This window comes from Metabacillus litoralis (assembly GCF_020524045.1).
GTDB classification, from domain to species: Bacteria; Bacillota; Bacilli; order Bacillales; family Bacillaceae; genus Metabacillus; species Metabacillus litoralis_C.
In genome coordinates this window covers 56,907-79,137 of sequence record NZ_JAIVKL010000009.1, presented here as the reverse complement: position 1 = coordinate 79,137, position 22,231 = coordinate 56,907, and the positions used below count along the sequence as shown (strand labels likewise).

19 protein-coding genes are annotated in these 22,231 nt (G+C 34.0%); 6 read left to right on the top strand and 13 right to left on the bottom strand.

Features of this window, described 5'->3' with window-relative positions; genetic code table 11:
• Positions 1–437: 437 nt before the first annotated feature.
• Positions 438–902 (bottom strand): hypothetical protein, encoded by a 465-nt coding sequence (locus LC076_RS15030; protein WP_226669924.1) that lies wholly within the window; start codon positions 900–902, stop codon positions 438–440.
• 184 nt (positions 903–1,086) lie between these two features.
• On the opposite strand from LC076_RS15030, the gene LC076_RS15025 reads away from it, so the two are divergent.
• Together LC076_RS15025 and LC076_RS15020 are read left to right on the top strand one after the other, a co-directional pair.
• Positions 1,087–2,334: an MFS transporter gene (locus LC076_RS15025; RefSeq protein WP_226669923.1), complete on the top strand. Its 1,248-nt coding sequence runs from the start codon at positions 1,087–1,089 to the stop codon at positions 2,332–2,334.
• 101 nt (positions 2,335–2,435) lie between these two features.
• Complete coding sequence (locus tag LC076_RS15020) at positions 2,436–3,605, top strand: 3D domain-containing protein (protein ID WP_226669922.1); 1,170 nt, start codon at positions 2,436–2,438, stop codon at positions 3,603–3,605.
• A gap of 242 nt (positions 3,606–3,847) precedes the next feature.
• On the opposite strand, the gene LC076_RS15015 is transcribed toward LC076_RS15020, so the two are convergent.
• From LC076_RS15015 to LC076_RS15005, 3 genes are all read right to left on the bottom strand, one after another.
• The gene (locus LC076_RS15015; RefSeq protein WP_226669921.1) at positions 3,848–4,528 is read right to left on the bottom strand and encodes a Na-translocating system protein MpsC family protein; all 681 of its coding nucleotides are present in this window, start codon (positions 4,526–4,528) and stop codon (positions 3,848–3,850) included.
• A gap of 449 nt (positions 4,529–4,977) precedes the next feature.
• Complete coding sequence (locus LC076_RS15010) at positions 4,978–5,394, bottom strand: hypothetical protein (protein ID WP_226669920.1); 417 nt, start codon at positions 5,392–5,394, stop codon at positions 4,978–4,980.
• Between the two features lie 295 nt (positions 5,395–5,689).
• Positions 5,690–6,388: a Na-translocating system protein MpsC family protein gene (locus tag LC076_RS15005; protein WP_226669919.1), complete on the bottom strand. Its 699-nt coding sequence runs from the start codon at positions 6,386–6,388 to the stop codon at positions 5,690–5,692.
• 585 nt (positions 6,389–6,973) lie between these two features.
• On the opposite strand from LC076_RS15005, the gene LC076_RS15000 reads away from it, so the two are divergent.
• On the top strand, positions 6,974–7,198 hold the full coding sequence (locus LC076_RS15000) for a hypothetical protein (RefSeq protein WP_226669918.1): 225 nt from the start codon (positions 6,974–6,976) through the stop codon (positions 7,196–7,198).
• Positions 7,199–7,216: 18 nt separating this feature from the next.
• Positions 7,217–7,354: a hypothetical protein gene (locus LC076_RS14995; RefSeq protein ID WP_226669917.1), complete on the top strand. Its 138-nt coding sequence runs from the start codon at positions 7,217–7,219 to the stop codon at positions 7,352–7,354.
• Positions 7,355–7,742: 388 nt separating this feature from the next.
• Here LC076_RS14995 and LC076_RS14990 read toward each other — a convergent pair whose 3' ends face one another.
• From LC076_RS14990 to LC076_RS14970, 5 genes are all read right to left on the bottom strand, one after another.
• Positions 7,743–9,515, bottom strand: a complete 1,773-nt coding sequence (locus LC076_RS14990; protein ID WP_226669916.1) for a diguanylate cyclase — start codon at positions 9,513–9,515, stop codon at positions 7,743–7,745.
• Between the two features lie 286 nt (positions 9,516–9,801).
• Positions 9,802–10,776: a carbohydrate kinase family protein gene (locus LC076_RS14985; protein WP_226669915.1), complete on the bottom strand. Its 975-nt coding sequence runs from the start codon at positions 10,774–10,776 to the stop codon at positions 9,802–9,804.
• A 17-nt stretch (positions 10,777–10,793) separates the two neighbouring features.
• Positions 10,794–12,257, bottom strand: a complete 1,464-nt coding sequence (locus tag LC076_RS14980) for a sucrose-6-phosphate hydrolase (protein WP_226669914.1) — start codon at positions 12,255–12,257, stop codon at positions 10,794–10,796.
• A 106-nt stretch (positions 12,258–12,363) separates the two neighbouring features.
• Positions 12,364–13,791: a sucrose-specific PTS transporter subunit IIBC gene (locus LC076_RS14975; RefSeq protein WP_226669913.1), complete on the bottom strand. Its 1,428-nt coding sequence runs from the start codon at positions 13,789–13,791 to the stop codon at positions 12,364–12,366.
• 144 nt (positions 13,792–13,935) lie between these two features.
• A complete protein-coding gene (locus tag LC076_RS14970; protein WP_226669912.1) occupies positions 13,936–14,922 on the bottom strand; it encodes a LacI family DNA-binding transcriptional regulator in 987 nt (328 codons plus the stop codon).
• A gap of 484 nt (positions 14,923–15,406) precedes the next feature.
• On the opposite strand from LC076_RS14970, the gene LC076_RS14965 reads away from it, so the two are divergent.
• Positions 15,407–16,159: a hypothetical protein gene (locus LC076_RS14965; protein ID WP_226669911.1), complete on the top strand. Its 753-nt coding sequence runs from the start codon at positions 15,407–15,409 to the stop codon at positions 16,157–16,159.
• The gene (locus LC076_RS14960) at positions 16,152–16,868 is read left to right on the top strand and encodes a hypothetical protein (RefSeq protein WP_226669910.1); all 717 of its coding nucleotides are present in this window, start codon (positions 16,152–16,154) and stop codon (positions 16,866–16,868) included. The genes LC076_RS14965 and LC076_RS14960 overlap by 8 nt, the downstream gene beginning before the upstream one ends.
• Positions 16,869–17,121: 253 nt before the next feature.
• On the opposite strand, the gene LC076_RS14955 is transcribed toward LC076_RS14960, so the two are convergent.
• The 4 genes from LC076_RS14955 to LC076_RS14940 all read right to left on the bottom strand — a co-directional run bounded on the left by LC076_RS14955 (position 17,122) and on the right by LC076_RS14940 (position 21,560).
• Positions 17,122–18,483, bottom strand: a complete 1,362-nt coding sequence (locus LC076_RS14955) for an aspartate kinase (protein ID WP_226669909.1) — start codon at positions 18,481–18,483, stop codon at positions 17,122–17,124.
• A 725-nt stretch (positions 18,484–19,208) separates the two neighbouring features.
• On the bottom strand, positions 19,209–19,931 hold the full coding sequence (locus LC076_RS14950; RefSeq protein ID WP_226669908.1) for an amino acid ABC transporter ATP-binding protein: 723 nt from the start codon (positions 19,929–19,931) through the stop codon (positions 19,209–19,211).
• The gene (locus LC076_RS14945; protein WP_226669907.1) at positions 19,928–20,584 is read right to left on the bottom strand and encodes an amino acid ABC transporter permease; all 657 of its coding nucleotides are present in this window, start codon (positions 20,582–20,584) and stop codon (positions 19,928–19,930) included. The genes LC076_RS14950 and LC076_RS14945 overlap by 4 nt, the downstream gene beginning before the upstream one ends.
• A 151-nt stretch (positions 20,585–20,735) precedes the next feature.
• Positions 20,736–21,560: a basic amino acid ABC transporter substrate-binding protein gene (locus LC076_RS14940; RefSeq protein ID WP_226669906.1), complete on the bottom strand. Its 825-nt coding sequence runs from the start codon at positions 21,558–21,560 to the stop codon at positions 20,736–20,738.
• Positions 21,561–22,231: the final 671 nt, after the last annotated feature.

The window sequence follows — 22,231 nt, the reverse complement described above, 5'->3', positions numbered from 1 at the left end:
GTAAAAGTTAGAGGTAGTCACACTAATTGAAAATGCAAAGTACGATTTCTTTAACACATGTTACTAATCTTTAGGCTCTGTTAGACTTGTTGTTGATTTCCATTACAAGCGCCTGTGGGTCTCCCAATCAAAAACGTCCTCCCACAGGAGTTTCATGTCTTCCACTCCTATCACAAAGCGCTAAAAATCACCTTTAAACTTTAACATAGCCTTCATTTTAGAAATCAGTACATTTTATAATACCAATCGTCTTCCGATAACATCTTCACATAGAGCGTTCAGAGGCATGATTTAGCTCGAAAAGTGGCACATGAACATGTTTTAAAGGAGCATCCTATTATGCCTCTGACTCCAATCAAGAAGGAGCTTTTACTAATGTTGTCATGAGTTAAGTGACTCAATTGTTGGTTAGCAAGCCCAGGTTCTCATACCGAATATTAATTCCTTCTTATTTTCAAAAATAAGGTTTGAAACACATATAATATAGGTGCCTTAGATAAGAAATAAAGAAAAAATTGGAGATTGTTCATACGAACTAAAGAATAGTACTTTAATTTCTTTGCCAAAAATGAGAATGGAAATGCAATAAAGGCATGTGCTAATGAATTGAGTAAAATAAACCGATTAAAATTTCCGTATGCCAGTTTAAGTGTCCACAATGCTACCATTAAAAAAGGACCAAGTTGAAAAGGGAATTCCCCAAATAAAGATGAATTGGGTTTATTATAAAAAACCCACCATCTTTGTTTTTTTCCGTACCGTTGATGAAGCATTTCAATCAGCAAAATAAGGATTGATGCTGGAAGAAATCTCTTTAAGTTTCGTAATCCTAATGCGGGTAATGTTAAAAATGACACAAGTACCACACCTATATTAAGTAACCATTGATTTTTCGTTGACACCTTTACAACTCCTTTCTATCTTTAGATTTACCTATACTTATTAAGATATTCTTTTAATTTGATCTGATCGCTTACCGTAAATTCAATTGATATATAACTTGAATTTATCCAGGTGACTGACAATAATATAAATATTGGAGTCTTTACTATTCGAGTAACAATTACATCATAGGGAGAAATAATCATGTCAACTGCTTCTATTTCAAAACAATCCATACCATCTGAACAACAAACAAAAACAGCTTATAATATTTTATTTATTATTGGTTTTTGTCACCTTTTAAATGACAGTATTCAGTCAGTTATTCCAGCGATGTTTCCAATTTTAGAAAAATCGATGGGGTTAACTTTTACACAGCTTGGTCTGATTGGATTTTCACTTAATATGGTTTCATCTGTTATGCAACCTGTTGTTGGCCTTTATACAGACAAACGACCTATTCCATATGCATTACCTATTGGATTAACAAGCTCTATGCTTGGTGTACTTGGTTTAGCGTTTGCCCCATCATTTATCACAATTTTACTTTCCGTTATCTTTATTGGATTAGGTTCAGCAATTTTTCATCCAGAAGGCTCACGTGTTGCCTATTTAGCTGCTGGAAATCGTCGGGGACTTGCACAATCAATTTATCAGGTTGGAGGAAATAGCGGTCAGGCACTTGCACCTATTATAACTGCATTAATTCTTGTTCCTTTAGGTCAATTTGGCGCAATTTGGTTTACTGCTGTAGCTGGTGTAGCAGTTGTTTTCCTTTTTTATATTGCTGGGTGGTATTCTAGAAAAATTCAAGCAACAACACCAATCACAATAGTGACAAAACCAACAAATACGAAACAACAACAACCAGCTATTTCTAAAGGTGTTCGCAATGCCATTCTTATCATCATATTCCTTATTTTTGCTCGTACTTGGTACGGAAGTGCTATCTCTAACTTTTACACATTTTACGCAATTGAAAAATTCAATTTAACCATCGCAGAGTCACAGATGTATATTTTCGTCTTTTTAGTAATGGGTGCAGTTGGTACATTTATTGGTGGTCCTTTAGCTGATCGTTTTGGGAAACGCAATGTGATTATCACTTCTTTACTGGCAACTGCTCCACTCACATTATTACTACCTTTTACAGGTCCTACTGTTTCTTTAGTTGTATTGGCTTTTATTGGGATCATTCTTATGTCAAGCTTTTCTGTTACCGTCGTTTATGCGCAAGAGCTTGTTCCAGGAAAAATTGGCACAATGTCTGGTTTAACCGTTGGGCTTGCCTTTGGGATGGGTGCAATTGGATCAGTTGCACTAGGAGGATTGATTGATATTGTAGGGTTAACACCTACAATGATTAGTGTCGCATTTTTACCACTTCTCGGTTTTCTAGCATTTTTATTACCAACTGATCATACTTTAAGAGAATGGCAATATAATAGATAATAACTTTAGAGGAAAAAATTACCGAAAACTTTAATCTAATTGTAACCTAAGAGACCCCTTTTCTATGTTATAACTATTTAAGTATAGAAAGGGGTTGCTTTATGCGAGCTTTTAAGAGAATATTTGCCACAACACTTAGTGTTCTACTATTATCTATTTCTATTTCTCACGTGGCAAATGCTGAATCTACTAAAAACACTTTAAATAGTGCCAATGAACAGCTAGAGCAAAAACAACAAACCATTCTTCAAAAGGAAAAAGAACAGCAGTCCATTCATCTAGAAGTTGATAACATCCAAAAAAATATACAAGCAATGGATGCTGAAATTACAAAAAACCAGGAAAGTCTAGCTCAAGTTGAAATTAAAATAACTGATATTCAACAAATGATTGAACAGAAAAAAGAAGAAATTGTTCTACTACAGGACAAGGTTTATGCTCGTGAAGGGATCATGGAAAAACGTTTAGTTGCTCTACAACATAGTGATCAAACAACACTAGTTATTGAGACACTAATCAATTCAGAAAGTGTAGGTAACTTCTTCGAACGTATAGGTGCCGTTAGTACTCTACTAAATGCCGATAAAAAAATTCTTGATGAACAAGAAGCAGATTTAAAGCAAATTGAAGAAGATAAAAAAGAAATCGATAAACAAGAACAACTGCTAATTAGTCAACAAGCTGATCTTGAAGTAAAGAAAGCAAACCTTGAGGAAAATCGCCTCAAAAGAAATCAAGCACTTGTTGCCATGCAGGATAAATACACAAAAATTGCAGCTGAAATAACGAATGCAGAACAAGAAAAATCAAAGATACAAACTCAAATAAACTCGATTACAGCTGAAATTAAAAAAGAAGAAGCTGCAGCTAAAGCAAGAGCCGTTGAACTAGCAAAAGCAAAAAAAGCAGCAGAAGCAACTGTTCAACATGCGGTTGCCCCAAAACCTTCTACACCTAGTAAAACAACTTCAGGCAAAACAGCTGGGAAAGAAATGTATGTCACAGCAACTGCTTATAGCCATGAAGATACTAAAAATGATGTTACCTACTTAGGTTATAATATTAAAAAGAACCCTAATATGAAGCTAATTGCTGTTGATCCAGGAGTTATCCCACTAGGATCAAAGGTATGGGTTGAAGGCTATGGTGAAGCCATTGCTGGTGATACTGGTGGAGCCATTATCGGTCACAAAATTGATGTTTTAATGCCTTCAAGCGCTCGCGCTATTCAGTGGGGACGTAAAACAGTTAAGATTGTGATTTTAGACTAAAAACTCATGAGGAAGGATAGATACAATCGTGCCTACGATTGTATCTATCCTTTTTTATTTAGACTCTTTTCTGAAAGATTGTTGTTAATTCCCCTCATATTGCAGTTTAAACATTGTTCTTATTGCATAATAAGTACTATTATCTTAAGAAAAGAAGCCACCATGCTTGGTAAAGTGCTGGATTTTGAGTTGTTAAAAGTAACAGATTTTAAGAAAACAGAATTTATATATAATCAAACCTACTACGTATTAAAAACAAACGCCATTAATGATTTATCTTTTTTGAAGTTCCAGTCAATAAAGATATCCTTAATACTGTTCTTAAAAATTTCATCAAAGTTTCCATAGCGATGGAAATAGCTTTTTTCTAATTCATCTTTTGTTATCCTTAACTCCTCAGCAAACCCTTTTGCAATGAGTGCTTTTTCAATCGGAATTAAAATCCCCTCCCGTTCGACTAAATAAATTGATTGTGATAAAGGGAAAACTCTTATTGAATTAGGTACTTTTTGAACCAACTCACTAATTCTCGCTATTTCATTTTCTAGTTTCTTTAAATAAATCCCGTTATCATCACATGATTGATCTATTTCTTCATTTAAAACAAAAAAGATTAAGCCAGAATTATTAGGAAAGTTCCAATCATGATAACTCTCTTCCACTTCACGATCCAGTGATACTTTTATAATACCCTTTAATTCCTCTAACACATGTTCGATAATAACAGCTCGCGCCTTTTCTACCTGCTTTTGTTGTCCTTGCTGTATCAAAACTTCTTCCATTGGTGAAATAAACCCTTGTACATAAATAACTAAGTGCTGTTTACATATAGTTGATTGACAAGACTTGGGACCCTTACCGAAATTTTTTCTTAGCAATTTACTTGTTAAGCTGCTAATTGAGTTTAATTTATCCTGGTCCATGATGAATCCACCTTTAACATAAATTCTTGATTGATTGTAATAAAAGCACATCTTTCCTGAAATTTGGATATTTTATACTATCTGTGTTTTTATAAGACTCTTTTCTGAAAGTTTGTTGGAATTGATGTTTTTATTTTTGTTGGAACCAGTGTTTTACCTCCTAAAAGCTACGATTTGAGATGCCACTACACTTATACAGAGTTGTTTCCAACAGTATTCTACAATTAACAAAGTTTACAAAATCAAACTTTTTTTAAAAAAGCAATTGTTGAATTGATACTCACAAAGTAAAAAATATTGAATTATTCTAACATGATACTGTAGATTCGTCATGATTTAATGCTCTGTCATTTTCTATTGATAACTTAGTATGTTCTATCATTCCACTAAAAACACAAAAAAAGCATATTTCAGTAGAAATATACCTAATTATTTGCCCAGTTATTTACTTACTTTATTAATTCTGTTAATAAAAAATCCAAATATTCCAATTCATAACTTATTATTACCTTATCGCTTTTTGTCATGTTCATCCTTTTTAAGACTGATTTCACTTGTTCTAAATTATTTATCATTTCACATATAATCAATACTATACTTGCTATCATATTAATAATTAATTGCCTATCAACATGTTCGCTACAAATGATCTCCATACTTTGTTGTTTTAATGTTAATAGATCTTGATATGAAGTCTCTATTTGGTCTATATTTAATTCATTCTCTTTTACATGTATCAATTCACTAATACTACCCAAAGTTATATTGATATCTTCCATTATTTGTGATGTTATACTGTTTAATATCTTTAATGAATATGAGTACTCATATGCTAGATTCATGTAATTTTCCTCAGACCTTTTCATTTGAACACCCTTTATTCATTTTCATTCCTATAATTACTATATAAAAAGCCAAAACAGCAAGATGAATACGATACTCCTGCTATTTTGGCATAAGGATAGGTTTCAAGGATCATGACTTTTTCAAAAACTTATTTACATAGAAACATTAGTAGTTACTTGTCTATTATATTACTTTATCTAATAATAGTAAAAAATAGAAATAATGTAAATGAGGTTTTTATAAAGGTTTACTCCTTTTACCTTTACTATAAAATTGGAATTTACAAATGAAAGAGAGATTGTGAGTTAGCTATAACTACGCAAGATGAACAAATAAAAGACTTCGATCTTTTTTATAATCCCACATTAAATACAAATGATCAATTTTCGAGCCAAATATATGTTGTAATGTTTCTCTCTGTTCCATATAACATTTTCTAATTTCAAAAGATCGTTCATGGATAATATTTAACTGACCTTTCTGAAAGAGAATTTTCTCAACCTTTAACAAAATCCGCTGACATTCAATCACATATAGCGTAGGTTTGATCTTAACAATTTCAAGTGTATTTGGAACTTTATGAATTTCAGAGCAGATTTGTATCACTTGATCAAAAATCTCATCCTTCCAAATCGGATTGAGCTTTGTTTCTTCCCACATCAATGAGCTAGTGTTCTCAAATAAAATCAGTCCGCTATTATCTTCATAATTCCAATCTTCATAATATGAATCAAATGATATTCCTAACAATTCTGAAGCTTCTTCCAGAAATTCTTTAAAAACGATTTCCATTACAGATGTACGAAATGAATAAGCTAATTTTAATTGATCACTTTTTACGAGAACATCCTCAGCAGGAGTAACGAAATTTCGAATATGCACAAGCAATTTATTTGAGTGATAGGTAATAAAGCAAGCTTCAGGGCCTTTACCAAATTTTTTTTTGAGCATTTTACTAAACGAACTACTAAGTAGGAGGAGGTCTTCTTGGTAGTAGCTATCAATTTTTTTCAAACACAATTCCCCCTTTCATATATCATTCTATTTTGTAGTAATTTTGGTATTCAGAAAGAACATACTAAGTAATATCTATTTTCCTTTCTTTTTTAAAAGATAAACCTAATTATGGAAAAACAAAAAGGCCTAACTCCCTATATAGAAGTTAGGCCATGGATAGACGAGCTATAAAAATAGTTTCTTCCATTTACCGTATTATCATAAGTTCATCATATATTTACATTTCATAACATGCGTTAATTCTCTAAATAACTAATAACAGCTAGAAATTAGTCAATAAATATAATAGCATAATTAATACTCCTTTACAATATTCCTTCTTTGGCTAATATTATTTCTGAAAGATTGGTGCTAATTGAATTAATTATCTGTTAAAACATTCTTTTTTATCGCATAAAAGGTACTTTTCTAGCAGAAGAAAAGATGCCACTAGACTTATACAGTGCTGTATTTTTCAAGAATGTCAAAGCAACAAAATTTCGTGAACAACCTTGGCTAATTAATACACTAATACTTTTATAGAGAATATTTTTCTTCAAACTAACTCATCTTAAGATGAACCCTGTAAAAGGAGATGAAATAGTGGATAGACGAAACCAAAATTCTGAAGTGACACCACATCCAGATGGGAAAAGAGAATCAATTATAAATGACTCATTATCAACTGCCGGCACTTCGATGGGAATTATAATGGATAAGGAGAATGAATTTCAACAAGAAAGCAATCCGTTTCATCATCCGATCGTCACTGACCCTTCAATGGTTGAATTCGAAAAACTCATGCGCGGAAAAAAAGTCGAAGAATAAACGAGGTGTGAAAATAAAATGTCAGATTGGAATGAACAAGCAGCACCCAACAATAATCTACCAGTTAAAAACCTCCGTGCTCTTAATGGAAGATTAAATAAAGAAAGCTCTTTTAAAAGTAGATCTTCTAAACAACGCTCCCAACAAAAAGATTAAAAAGCTAACTTAAAACTATCGGGCCTCTGTATAGAGTTGCAAAAATTCAATCACAATAAAAGCGTGAATTCACAACTAAACTGAATCCACGCTTTTATTGTTGCTGAGCATTCAACATTTGATTTTTTGAAAAAAATTCTCATACCAATTTACAAACAAATTTTTCAGTGTGTCATTGAAAAACAAGTAAGCTTTTTTCTGAAGGCTGTTTTCGTAAACTTTGTTGCTTTAACAACTCCAAGTAAACAGCACTATATAAAGCATAATGGCATCTTTTCTTCATAGGATAGTACCTATTTTGCTTTAACAACAATGTTGGGTGCTTTATTATGTTGACTTTAAAAGTTTTCTCGTTTATTCGAAGTGTATCGTCTAACAACTTGTGAGCCTATACGGCCCCCTGGAAAGCAACCTGATTTCGTCCCTCTTCTTTTGCAACATACAATGCATTATCACAGCGGGACAATAAGGAACTAGGGGTATCCCCTTCCAAGTATGTGGCTACGCCAAAGCTAGCAGTTGTTTTGCCAACTTCTTTAAATGAATGATTCTCTAGATGCTGCCTCAGCTCCTCCGCAAGTTCCAATGCTTTAACAGTTCCTGTATTAGGGGAAATTACTAAGAATTCCTCACCACCCCAGCGTCCAGCCAGATCGGTTTTACGAACTTTTTCTTTTAAAAGGTGTGCTGTTTCCCTAAGTATGTTATCGCCGACTTGATGACCATATTTGTCATTGACGGCTTTGAAATGATCAACATCTAGCATAATAAGTGATAACGAAGTGCCGTTTGTTTTAACTGTCTGAAGCTGTTTATCTAACTCAGCATCCAGCCGCATTCGGTTAGCTATCATAGTGAGGCGGTCTGTATTGGCGAGCTGTTCAAGCTTTTGTTTTGCTTCTTCGAGTTGCTTTGTACGCTCTTGTACTTTTTCTTCTAGTTTGTCGTTCATTTCTTTTTTCATTAAGTTAATCTTATCGCCAAGTGCTAATGAGAGGAAAATAGCTTCAAAGCAAGCGGCGGTTGCAGGTACAATTTCATAGAGACCAGGATGAAACGGGATCCATTTTAAAAAGCCGAAGCCTTGAATAAGCATCGATCCAAGTAAAACTGTCCAGCCGACCATGTAGAAACGAGCCATTTTAAAACCTTTCAGTAGCATCGTTAAACCAGAGACCCAAAGAAATGCTAAGACAATCACCGTAAGAAGGGTTATCACATTATTTACGGCTTCAAGGTTTGGCACTGTAAAGACTGATAACAACGACAACATAGTCAGAAATAAAAAGATTTTAAGCACCCGGTTATGTTTTGGTAAATGTGTTTTAAGTTCTAGAAATTCTTTGCCAAATAAAATCATAAAACAAACTAGTAATGTGCAACTTATTGGTAATGTTCGAAACAGTAACCAATCAGGCAAAGCATGACCAACAAGTTCAAGGTCAAATGCATTCATCGTGGCCTGATAAGCTATAAAGCTAAACATATATAAAACATAGAAAATATACGCTTTTTCTTTAAGTGAAAAAAACAAGAACAGGTTATATAGCATAAGCCCCAGAAGAAAGCCATAAAATAAACCAGTTGAAAATTTATAAGTTATCACGTTTTCAAGAAAACCGTTATCTGTATATAAAAAAGAACTGAACATAAGTGGCAATTCCCCGTAAAGAGCAATATACACTTCTGTTACATCTGGTTCTTCAACTGTAAATAAGTTAGAAAAGTATCGGAGAGATTGACTATCGTTTTCTGCAATGCCACCCTTTTGAACGGTGTAAGATCCATCTTGTTGGACAAAATACATATCGACGTGATCTTGTTTGTCTATGCCTTCTATCACGTAGCCACTCGTGTTTCCTTGTATCAAGTCATCCAGAGATAGACGAAGCCAGATCTTATCAGTTGTATGCCAAAAAAAAGGATATTTTTGAGTGCTTGGTGTAAAGTATTGATCATACATCCCATCAATTAAGTCTTCCACCGTCACTTTATTAGATGAATCATGAAATACATCGTAGTGAGGCCCAAGTATGATACGGCTTACTTCAAAAGATGAAGATCCCTTTATTGCAATAATAATCACAAACAACATGATGATCATGAATACAGCTATTCTATTCGTTTGATGTAGTAGCTTTGATTTATTGTTCCAAATCATAGTTTAGCCCTTTCTTCCTAGTCTCTCATATTCTTCCATACTATGATTATACTATTTTTATAAATACGGTGCCTAAAAACTTGGGTATTAAATCTTATGGTGTCCGTTCAATAAATCTGATCAACAATATAGAACGATTAATTAACTACATTATTAATAAGGGTTCGTAAAGAATAACATTGCGCGAAACTAAAAAAAGCTGTTGAATTCAAATTCAACAACTTTCTCTGATATGATTATTATTCTTAGAGGGTTTACATCTCTATATCGTGTAATCACCATTCTATTATTCATGCTTTGAAATAAACTCATGAATTTCTGCTTTTGTTGGTAAAGCAGAAATTGCACCTTTACCTGTTGTTGTTAAAGCACCACTTGCATTAGCATAAGATAATATATCACGATGATCTGAATGTAAGATTGATTCTAATTCAGAAAGCGATACTTTCTTCTCTAAAAGCTTATATAAAAATCCGCCGATAAAGGCATCGCCAGCTCCTGTTGTATCTTGTACTTCAACTTTATAACCACTCGACTGATAGCATTGTTCTTGAACATATAGTTCAGCACCTTTTGCACCACGAGTATAAATAACAGCCTTAACATCTCCGGTAAATAATGAAGATATTGCTTCGTCCTCATTAGATATCCCTGTAATAAATTCAAGCTCTTCATCTGATATCTTTAGGATATGAGCTTTTGGTATAAAAGATAAAATTGTTTCACGACAATCTTCAGGAGTCTTCCACAAAGGCAATCGCACATTAGGATCAAAGCTAATTATTCCACCCTTTTCTTTCGCATATTCTATCGCTCTTTGATGTGCTCGTTTCATCGGGCTTTCAACTAAATCAACCGAGCAAAAGTGAAGAATATCTCCCTCTTTAAACCAACTTGCCTCAATTTCATCCTCTGTTAATAGCAAATCGGCAGAAGGATTTCGATAAAAAGAAAAATCTCGTTCACCATCTTCTTTTAAAGAAACAAAAGCTAAAGCTGTATTAGCTTCATTTGTTCTAAATACATGGTCTGTGTTCACACCAACTTGTGTTAATGTTTCAATAAGGAAATCACCAAATGCATCCTCGCCTAGCTTAGTAATCATTGATGCCTTTGCTCCTGACTTAGCAACGGCAGCTGCTACATTTGCAGGCGCGCCACCTGGTGCTCTTTCAAATGAAATCACATCTTTTAGTGCCTTCCCTTTTTGGGCTGGAATAAAATCTATTAACACTTCACCAATCGAAAACAAACGACCCATGAATTCATCACTCCTTATTAAATATCCCATTTCTCAGCATAAAATGTAGTAGATCCACCCCTAGCAAAAAGACGAATTTCATCACTTTCTTTTTTAGGAAAAATTCTACTAGTAAATACCTCTTCACCATCATTTATAAATACTTCAACAGATGAAACATCAACAAATAAATGAAACTTAATTTGATCATCTGTAATTGTACATTTTCTTTGTTCACCATACTTCTTTGCTACAGGTTGTCCAGATTGACTACGATCTAATATGATCTTTTTTTCTATGCTATCATACATAATGCTTGTATGTTCATCATCACTAGCCCGTATTTCAATTCCGAATTGAGTACTATCACATTCTTTTAATTCACAAATTAACTCGAAAGATACTCCATTAAAGAACTTTCTTGTTTCATTTGTCAGTGTTGCTTCAACAACTTGTTTTGATTTTCGAAGCTTTTGTAATTCTACTACAGGTTTTTGAATCAATTTCTCATTTTTAATCGTTAACTCTCTTGGCAATGTTAAACAGTGTGCCCAACCATCCTGATCTGTAGGATACTCAATTTCTGGTAAACCCATCCAACCAACTAAAATTCGACGACCATCGTGAGCTAATGTTGTTTGTGGTGCATAAAAATCAAAGCCGCGATCAAGCTCATGAAATCGCCCATGAGCAAACTCCTTCGTTTCTAAATCCAACTTCTGTCCAACCAAATATCCTGATTGATAGATATTTTGAAACTCATCACCCGATTTCTCAATTCCTTGAGGAGAAAAAATGAATACCCCATGATCATGATCTTCAAAATAGTCAGGGCATTCCCACATATATCCAAATCCCTGTAAACCCGTTTTCATTTCCCCTAAAAATGTCCAGTCAAGAAGATTGTCCGATTTATATAATACTGCACAGCCTGTTAGATTTTCTCTTTGTGCTCCAATAATTGCATAAAATAAATCCCCTGATTTCCATACTTTAGGATCTCTAAAATGGTCAGTATATCCAGAAGGTATTTCAGTAATATTCGCTTGCTGTGGTTTTGTCATTCTACCTTGTTTGTTCATTAACGCAACAACTTGATAAGGATGTCGTTCCCAGTTTTCATCACGAGTATTTCCTGTATACATTAAGTATAACGTATCATTATGCTCAATAGCACTACCTGAATAGGCACCATGACTGTCATAATATTGTTCCGGCTTTATTCCAACACCTACATTTTCCCAAGTAACAAGATCACTAGACTTTGTATGATACCAATATTTCAATCCATGAACTGGACCTAATGGAAACCATTGATAAAACAAATGATATTCACCATTAAAAAAACAAAATCCATTCGGGTCATTTAATAATCCTGTCTCAGGTTGAATATGAAAGCTCTGTCTCCACTCACTATTCTCCACTTTCTTTTTCAATTCATCCATTTCATTTATATTTATCTCTTCAAGTCGACGATATCTCATCTCTTTTGTCCATTCCATAAAGCTCGTTCCCCTCAAATTGAAAATATCATGAATAATTTATTTAAGTCTCTAAAAATTAACATAGGAGAATCGTCTATATGATGGATTCTCCTAAACTATTTGATTAATTCTGTTCTTTTTTTGCTGCTCTTTTTCCTAAGATAAACGTTACAGTAAAGGCTACCGCACATGAGATTACCATACCAATTACGTAAAATGTAATCGAACCTGTTTTAATAGAGATAATCCCAGGAAGTCCTGCTGCTCCTAATGCAATGGCTTTTACTTTGAAAAGCCCGATAAATCCTGACGCGACAGCCGCACCAACGATTGCACCAATAAATGGATAACGAAGCTTTAAGTTAACCCCAAACATTGCTGGCTCAGTAATTCCCAGTAACGAAGAAATACCAGCTGCTGATGCAATACCTTTAATTTTCGCATCACGAGTGAGTAATAAAACAGCTAAAGTTGCTGCACCTTGGGCAACATTTGACATCGCTGCAACAGGGAAAATAAATGAACCACCTGTTTTGGCAATATCAGCAAGTAACTGGGTTTCAACAGCAATAAAGCTATGATGCATTCCTGTAATAACAACCGGTGCATATGCTAAACCAAATAGAGCTGTTCCGATAAAGCCAGTTGTATCGTATAACCAAATCAATCCATCTGATAAAAGATTTCCTGCTGTTCTTGTCAGTGGACCTACTATTGTAAAAGTTAATAATCCTGTAATAAAAATTGATAATAACGGTGTTAATAAATTGTCTAATGAAGATGGTGTAATTTTACGTAAATTCGTTTCAATTTTAGCTAAAATAAATGATGCTACTAGCACTGGTAAAACGGTTCCTTGATAGCCGATCTTGGCAATTTCGTAACCTAGTATATTCCAATATGGAATTTCTCCACTTGTTAAAGCTGCGCCGTAATTATATCCATTTAATAAATCTGGATGAACCATTAACATACCAAGTGTTGCACCTAAGTATGGATTACCTCCAAAACGCTTTGTAGCTGAAAATCCAATCAAAATTGGTAAAAAGACAAAAGCCGCATTTGCAAATGTATTAATAAGTGCTGCTAAATCTGCGATTCCTGGATTAGCTTCTACAAGTGACATGTCATCAACAAATAAATCAGAAGCCGTTAATAAATTGTTAAGTCCCATTAACAAACCACCGGCAACAATTGCTGGGATAATTGGGACAAATATATCAGATAGCATCTTAACAAAACGCTGTAATGGATTCATTTTCTTTGAGCCTGCACTGCTAACTTCCTTTGTTGACATTTCTTCCATTCCAGTAAGCTTTGAAAGCTCATTATAAACATTGTTCACAGTACCTGATCCTATGATAATTTGATATTGTCCTCCTGTTGAAAATGTTCCTTTAACAATATCCATTTCATCTAGCTTTTTTTGATCTACTTTTTCTTCATCATGCAAAACAAGTCGTAATCTTGTTGCACAGTGTGCTGCAGCAGAAACATTTTCTTTTCCGCCTATTGCAGCTAAAATTTCTTGTGCTATTTGTGGATAGTTCATGTATACTCACCCTTTACTAGTTTTAGTATGTTGTGTGGAACCGGTTCCTTAAACGAATAAAAAAATATACTTGGTACCGGTTCCACTTATAATTAAAATAAAAACCGATGTAATGGAACCGGTTTCGAATAAATTATATATCGCTTACATACGATTGTCAACACTTTCTCGTTCAATCATTTTAACATGAGAAACAGTTAATTTTTCTACAGATTCTCCGTTAATTAGACGAATCATTTTTTCTGCAGCAAGCTCTCCAGCATCTTTATAAAAGAACTTAACAGTTGTGATACTAGGATGAATAATCTCCGTTACTTCATAACCACCGAAGCCTGTAATCGACAAATCAAATGGTATAGATAACCCTCGAATTTGAGCTGCTTTTAAAATACCAAGCGCAATATTATCTGTCGCACATACAATAATTGTTGGTGCATGGTGATCCATAATTTCAGAAAATTTCTCTGTTGCATCTTTTACACTAAAGCTTGTTTCATAATACATCACATCACTATTGCTCTCTTCCTTTATCGCCTGCTGAAACCCTCGTTTTCGTTTCACACCAACCGCTATATCCTTCTCTGTTACACCTAAATAGGCTATCTTTTTGTGACCTTTAGCTAAAATATATTTACCAAGTAAAATACCTGCTTCTTCATCATTATGAATTAAGCTATAGCAATGCTCACTTTCCTGTCCAACGAGTAACACAGGCACATCCACTTTTGCAAAGGCTTCTAGATGCTGATCCGTTATTTGTGTTGCAAGCAAAATAATACCAGCTATCTTTTGATTCGCTAGATTATAAATGCTCTCAATTTCTCGTTCTAAATCCTGACTTGTATTTGATATAAGTAATTGATAGTTTTCTTCTCGAAGTCTTTCATCTATTCCAATTAACGTTTCTGCTGTCGCATACGAATTTAACCTTGGCACAATCGTCCCAATGATATTTGTCTTCTTTGCCTTTAAACTTCGGGCAAACGTATTAGGAACATAGCCAGTTTCACTTATCACTCGTTCTATTTTCAAACGTGTTTCTTTCCCAACAGACCCCCCATTAAGAAATCTAGAAACAGTACTTTTCGCAACTCCTGCAAGCTTGGCAATTTCACCAATTGTCATATTCATACAACTCCACATTCATGTACTTTGCTTTATAGTATACACCAAATGGTTGGGGTAATTAAAATAAGGATTATTGAGTTTGTTTGTGTATGTTCAATTTTATCTAAAAAACAATTTGATTTAATTAATTTTTAAGGGTCGTCGTTCTGTACCTTAATTTTGTAAACTTTGTTGCTAGATAATAAGTTTTTGAGTGAAGGTTCAGCTGATTAAATAGTTCAGTTGATAATCACAAACACCTCCAACTTTTAAACTTACGCTTAAGAGTGATGGTAGTTTTTGTACTGATAAAATATAGACTGTTGTATAATTATTACAAGTTTGTTTGTATGATTAATTATATACATTATTTGTTATTTTGAGGTAACTACGTGCATTTCTAGAATTAACTTACTATATGTAGGTCATTTAAATTTATTTAGAATAGGTAAAATATCGTAGTGAAAGAAATCAGGCGAAAATCTATCTAGAAATTGGGGTGTAGCGTTTGGTATTTAATTGGTATTTTGAATGGAATCTTATTCAGGTGATGTTCATGTTACTTGCTTGGGGTTTCCTTGCTTATGGGGTTTGGCGTATCTATCAAACCCAGAATATCGCAGAACGACCAGTGCTTTGGAAATTAATAATCGCTGTGTTGATTGGACTCTTTTCTTTTTCTATTAATCTTCCATTATTTGAAGGTGTTTTTTCTATAGCTATTCTTCCACTTGGAGTTTGGATTTTATATGCCATGCTAAAGGGGAAAAATAGGTGGGATTCTTATCGAAAATATGCTTGGTTGGGCTTTCTTTGGAATTACTTCTTTTTAGGAGCTGCTCTCTTGGCAATCGGAGTATCAGGAGTTATTTATCCTAAGCATGAAGTGGAAACATATCTTGATGATGTTTCTAAAGCAGAGCTACTTTCTATCCATCCTTCAGGAAAAGAAGTTCACCTTAACGTGATGAAACTAGAAGAATCCTTATCTTCTTTTACATGGGAACAGTCGAATGTTACTCAGTGGTACGAAGAAATTAGAGAGCAAATGTGGTCGAATGAAGAAGACAAGGAACAGAAAAACGTACAAGAGAAGTTTCCCTATCTGTTAACTGATGTGAAAGCAAAAGCAGGAAAAAAGGTTCGAGTTTATGTGGAATATGACGGAAAAGGATTACTTGTTACCACAAAAGACAACCAATACTATTTTCGCTCTAACAATGCTACCTTCTTGAAAGAAAGGGGGAGTGCAAATGAGTAAAAAGAAGTTACTGCTTCTACTATTTATTGCGAGTCTTTTGGCTGTAGGTGCATATGCAATGTACATAATTAGTATTCCAAAAGACTTTTATACAGAGGAAGAGCTTTTAGAGAAAATTCCACTTATGACACCAAAGAAAGAAATTCAAGATATCATACAAATTGATGAAGAAACCTATTTTGTTCCTTTCTTATCAGCTGATGACTCTTATGGATCAAGTATTTGGGTATGGAATACTGGAAAATGGGAATGTGTTGGTACAGATTCTGCTTCTGGTCCTAGTATCCTATCAAATAACGGAAACTCCTATGTTTATTGGAACGTCCATCCTCATGATAAAGTTCATGAGTGGCAAATCTATTTAACATCTGAGAGAAATTACTCTGTAACTGAAGCCAACAGTGAAAACCGGTTGGAGGTATATTTTCCAAAAATTCAAGTGAAACATACGATTACGTTAGGAAAAGAAAGCTATGGCTATGTTGAGCTACCTTCTAAATGGAAGGAAATTATTGGATCCTCTGATTTAAACCCTGCCCAATCAGGACTATTACCTTCTAGTCATTACTACATGTTCCAGTATCAAGCTTATAATGATAAACAAAAAGCTGTTGATCTTGAGCATACGTTTCGTAACGGTGGCGGTGGCACTTACACAGGAGATTATATTCAACAGATGCAACAGGTGATTTCTGAGGAACTAGAATAGGTAATCTTATCTTCTTTTCTCACTTAAATAATCCCTTTTTTGCTGGAGATTTATTTAAAGCTCCGTTATAAGAATTAGCCTATAAATAGCACCTCCAATTGTTTAGATTATATTTCAAAACAAACGAGGTGCTGTTATTTTTCATAATATATAATTGTGTAGAAGTTACAAATAAAAAACATTTCCCTCAAAAAAGAGGGAGTGCGATCCAAAATTAGGATCGCACCCACTTCTATACACCATGACTTTCTATTTATACAGGAACCGCAACGAAAAATTCGTTATAAAGTGCCTGAACTGCTCGTTTTTCTTGTGGTTCTTTTACTCCGAACATCATACTTACCTCTGATGACCCTTGGTTGATCATCTCAATATTCACACCGGCATCTGCTAAAGCTTTAGACGCACGAGCTGTCGTACCTACATTGTGACGCATTCCTTCACCAACAACCATAATTAACACAAGGTCATGCTCAATGATGACTTCGTCAGCTTGTAGCTCTGTCATAATCCGTTCTGTAATTTGCTTTTCTACCTCTATACTCATTTGCTTTTGTCTTAAAATAACTGTTACATCATCAATCCCAGATGGGACATGTTCATATGTTAGACCATAATCCTCTAAAATTTGTAGAAGCTTTCGTCCAAATCCAATTTCTCTATTCATTAAGTATTTGCTAATGTAGATGCTACAAAAGCCTTTGTCACTGGCAATTCCAATAACAGGACCATTTGAATTCGCACGCTCATTAACAATTTTTGTTCCTGGAGCTGATGGGTTATTTGTGTTCTTTACATTAACAGGAATTCCTGCACGAAAAGCTGGAATTAGTGCTTCATCATGGAAAACCGAAAAACCAGCATATGAAAGTTCACGCATTTCTCGATACGTTAACTCAATAATTTCTTTTGGATTTTGAACAATTGTTGGATTAACAGAGTATACAGCATCAACATCTGTAAAGTTTTCATATAAATCAGCTTTAATACCATTTGCAAGAATAGAGCCAGTGATATCAGAGCCACTTCTAGAAAAGGTAAGAACTTCTCCACTTTTGCTATAACCAAAAAAACCTGGAAAAATGATGATACCTTTACGTTCACGAAGTTTATATAAATTTTCATATGACTCAGGAAGAACTTGTGCATTACCTGGTTCATCTGAAACTAATAATCCCGCATCCTTAGGGTTAACATATTGTGCATCAACACCACTATGTTGAAAATAAGCAGCAATCAGTTTTGCATTATTATCTTCTCCACTTGCTTTTACAGCATCTAAGTAGCTTTCTGGTTTACTTTTATCACTTGCTAATAATTCTCTTAAATCCTTTGTAATTGTTTTTATGATATCGGAGGAAATTTCTAATTCCTTTACAATGCTTTCATACCGCCCAATAATCGCTTGAAAAGTAGCTTCAGCATCTTCATTTTCTAGATGCTTTTCAGCACATTCAATAAGCATGTCTGTCACCTTGATATCATCTGAATAACGTTTCCCAGGAGCAGACACAACAACCACTTTTCGAGATGAATCTGCGACAACAATTTGTAAAACCTTTTTTAATTGTTCACCTGATGCTAAGGAGGATCCTCCGAACTTTACAACCTTCATTTCTACAACTCCTATTATTTAAAATTTTCTGTCAAATTTTAATCCTTATTATCACCTTTTTTTCATGAATAATCAAGAGTTTTCTTCCCGGAAAGAACATTTGTGTTTTTTGTAAGGACAATAAAACATTTTCACGTAAGGCTCTTTTCTGAAAGATTGTTGCTGAATAACCTATCTATTCATTAAAAACATTGTTTTGACAACAAAAAATGTACAAATCTAAGAAGAAAAAATGCGACTATATATTATACAGAGCAGAATTTTTGATATGACGAAAAGCAACAGAGCTTACGAAAAAAACCTTACGTAAGGCTCTTTTCTGAAAGATTGTTGCTAAATAACCTATCTATTCATTAAAAACATTGTTTTAATAAAAAAAATGTACAAATCTAAGAAGAAAAGATGCCACTATACTTTATACAGTGCATAATTTTTCATATGACCAAAAGCAACAGAGTTTATGAAAAAAGCCTTACGTAAAAAAGAGACAGGATATTGTCTCTTTTTTCTATTGCTATAGGTATTTTTTACGTTTTCAGTTCAACTATTCCAAATTTCCACTCAATAGTTGAATCAAGCGTTTGTTTAAGACTGATTTCGTATACTTTGTTGTTTTTGCCATTCCAAGTAAACAACACTTTCTCAAGTTTACTTCAAAGATTAGTATGCAAAAAAACAATGATCAACTGTAAAAAATTAGGGATTTTTCTCAAAAGAGTCTTGTTTTAAAGAACTTTACTTAAAAAGGCCTTTGTTCGTTCTTGCTGAGGGTGATCAAATAACTCGCTTGGGACGTTTTCTTCTACTATATATCCACCATCCATGAAAAGAACTCGATCACCTACTTCTTTTGCAAAGCCCATTTCATGAGTAACAACAACCATTGTCATTCCCTCTTTTGCTAGCTGCTTCATTACTTCAAGAACTTCTCCGACCATTTCTGGATCAAGAGCTGATGTGGGTTCATCAAAAAGCATAATTTTCGGTTCCATAGCAAGTGCTCGAGCAATGGCTACCCTTTGCTTTTGTCCACCAGACAATGAACTAGGATAAGCTTGAGCCTTTTCCGCTAAGCCAACTTTTTGAAGCAACTTCATTCCTCGATCTTTAGCTTGTTCTTCACTTAGCTTTTTCACTTTCATTGGAGCTAGAGTAATATTTTCAAGTACTGTTTTATGTGGAAATAAGTTAAATTGTTGAAAAACCATTCCAACATCTTCACGAATTTTATTAAGATCTGTTTTCTTCGCTGTTAAATCAACACCATCAATCAAAACTTGTCCACCAGAAGTTGATTCAAGTAAGTTTAAACAGCGTAAAAACGTTGATTTTCCAGATCCTGATGGTCCGATAACAACGACAACTTCCTGAGGCTGTATTGTTACATTAATATCCTTAAGAACTTGATTGTCTCCAAACGATTTCTTTAATTGTTTTACGGTAATCATTCTGTCGTCAGCCTTCTTTCTAGTTTATTAAGTAGGAAGCTTAGCGATACAGTTAAGATTAAATAAATGACAGCAACAGTTAAGTATGGCTCCCACACACGATAATATTGAGTGGACATGGCTCTTCCCCAATACATGATTTCAGGTGCTGCTACTACAGCTGCTAAAGAAGATTCTTTTATTAACACAATAAACTCATTTCCAAATGGAGGAATCATTCGTTTAAAGGCCTGCGGCAAAATCACATGTGTCATTGCTTGCACATGATTCATTCCTAAAGACCTAGCAGCTTCCATTTGTCCACGATCAATGGATTGAATACCACCTCTAAAGATTTCAGCAATATACGCAGCAGCATTTAACGAAAGCGCAATAATAGCTGCAGCAATTCCATTCGTTTCACCAGTAAAAAGTGGAACAATGCCAAAATGGATTAAAAGGATTTGCACAAACAAAGGTGTCCCTCTAAAGAATGTAATGTACATCCTAAAAGGAAGCGCTAGCAATTTGTTATTGAGCATTTTTCCCAGACCAATTCCCAGGCCCAAAATTGTACCTAAAAGAATACCAGCGAAGGATAGACCAATTGTTAGTAGAGTTCCTTTCAATAAAAACGGCGCGTATTCAACAATAATATCAAACCTAAAATCCATTTATTTTTCCTCCTAAACAAAAGCGTATACAACCTAGGGTAGCATCATTTGCTTAATACGACTGCTTTTACTAAGTGATTTTATCAAACAATTTCTCTAAAAAGGAAAAATTGCGTATCACTATTTATTTAGTGGTACGCAAAGTTTTCTTTTATTGTTGTGCTTTTAAATTCTCAACATCTGGATCTGAACCAAACCATTCATTATATATATCAGCATATTTACCATTATCTAATACTGTATTAATTGCTTCATCAAAATCAGCTTTCAGTTCGCTGCCTTTAGGAAACATCAAACCATAATATTCAGCATCAAAGCTGTCCGCGTCTTCAATAACCACTAATTTTTGATCTGGATTATTTTTTACATATTCTTCAACAACTGTGTTATCAGCTACTACTGCATCTGCTCCACCACTAGTAAGCTCCATAATTGCTAAATTATTATTCTCAAACTTTTTAATATTTGAGCTGTTTTTACCTAATAATGCATCAACTGCTTCTTGACCTGTTGTACCAGCTTGAACGGCAACAACTTTATCTTTTAAATCCTCTGCCGTTTTAATATCACTACCCTCTGGTACAAGAATCTTATTCGTAGATAAGAAATATGGAGAAGTAAAATCGTACGTTTGCTTACGATCGTCATTGATTGTTATAGCTGACACAGCAAAGTCAGCAATTTCATCTTTAATTTCTACGAAAATTGGATCCCAACCAACATTGACAATCTCAACTTCATAGCCAGCTTCTTTTGCAACAGCTTCAACGAAATCAACATCAAACCCAACAATTTCACCCTTGTCCATGTACTCAAAAGGTGCATAAGCAGCATCTGTCACAACTCGTAATTTTTCCTTTTTCTCAGTATCTGCAGCTCCATCTCCTTCACCGCTACTAGAACTCTGACTTGTTCCACAAGCCGCTAAAGCAAAGGTAAATGTTAACACCATCAACATCATTACTAATTTTTTCATTTTGTAAATCCCCCTTTAAAACAATTATAATGCAAAAATTCTGATATTTATTTTTGTATTTTAAGTAGTTCCTCATTTCTTATAGGTCTACTAATTCACTTGAAAACTATGTATGAAGTATATCAAAATATGAATTATAATACAATATAATGTATAAAAAACTTTTATTAGAATAGAATTAATTTTCTACCAATAGATTAATATTATCTATATATCTAATATAATCCAGGATAATGGAATTAATTTCAATCGTATTGGTATATAATCTCACATTAATAAATTATAATGTTTCGTTTATTGCACTTATAAAATTACTTATATTTATTCATCTATTCTTTGGATATTCCTTTTATTTTTAAAGGGTTTTAAAATAAACCAACACTATTATAGCTTGTGAAGCTACATCTATAAAAATAGCAATATCTTAGATACTGAGCTTTACCACATAAGCCGTCAACTTCGTTTAACAACAAAAAAGAGCCTAGGATATAATTAAAGAAATCATACAAAAAGACGAATAAATCTAAATTAATTTAGGTTGAAATAACAAGTTCGTTCCATTTCGCTGCAGACACTCGCTTTCCACGGGGAGGAAGCTAAGCCTCCTCGACGCAAGCGCCTGTGGGGTCTAAGCCTTTCCTCTATTCCCGTAGGAGTCGAGTGTCTTCCGC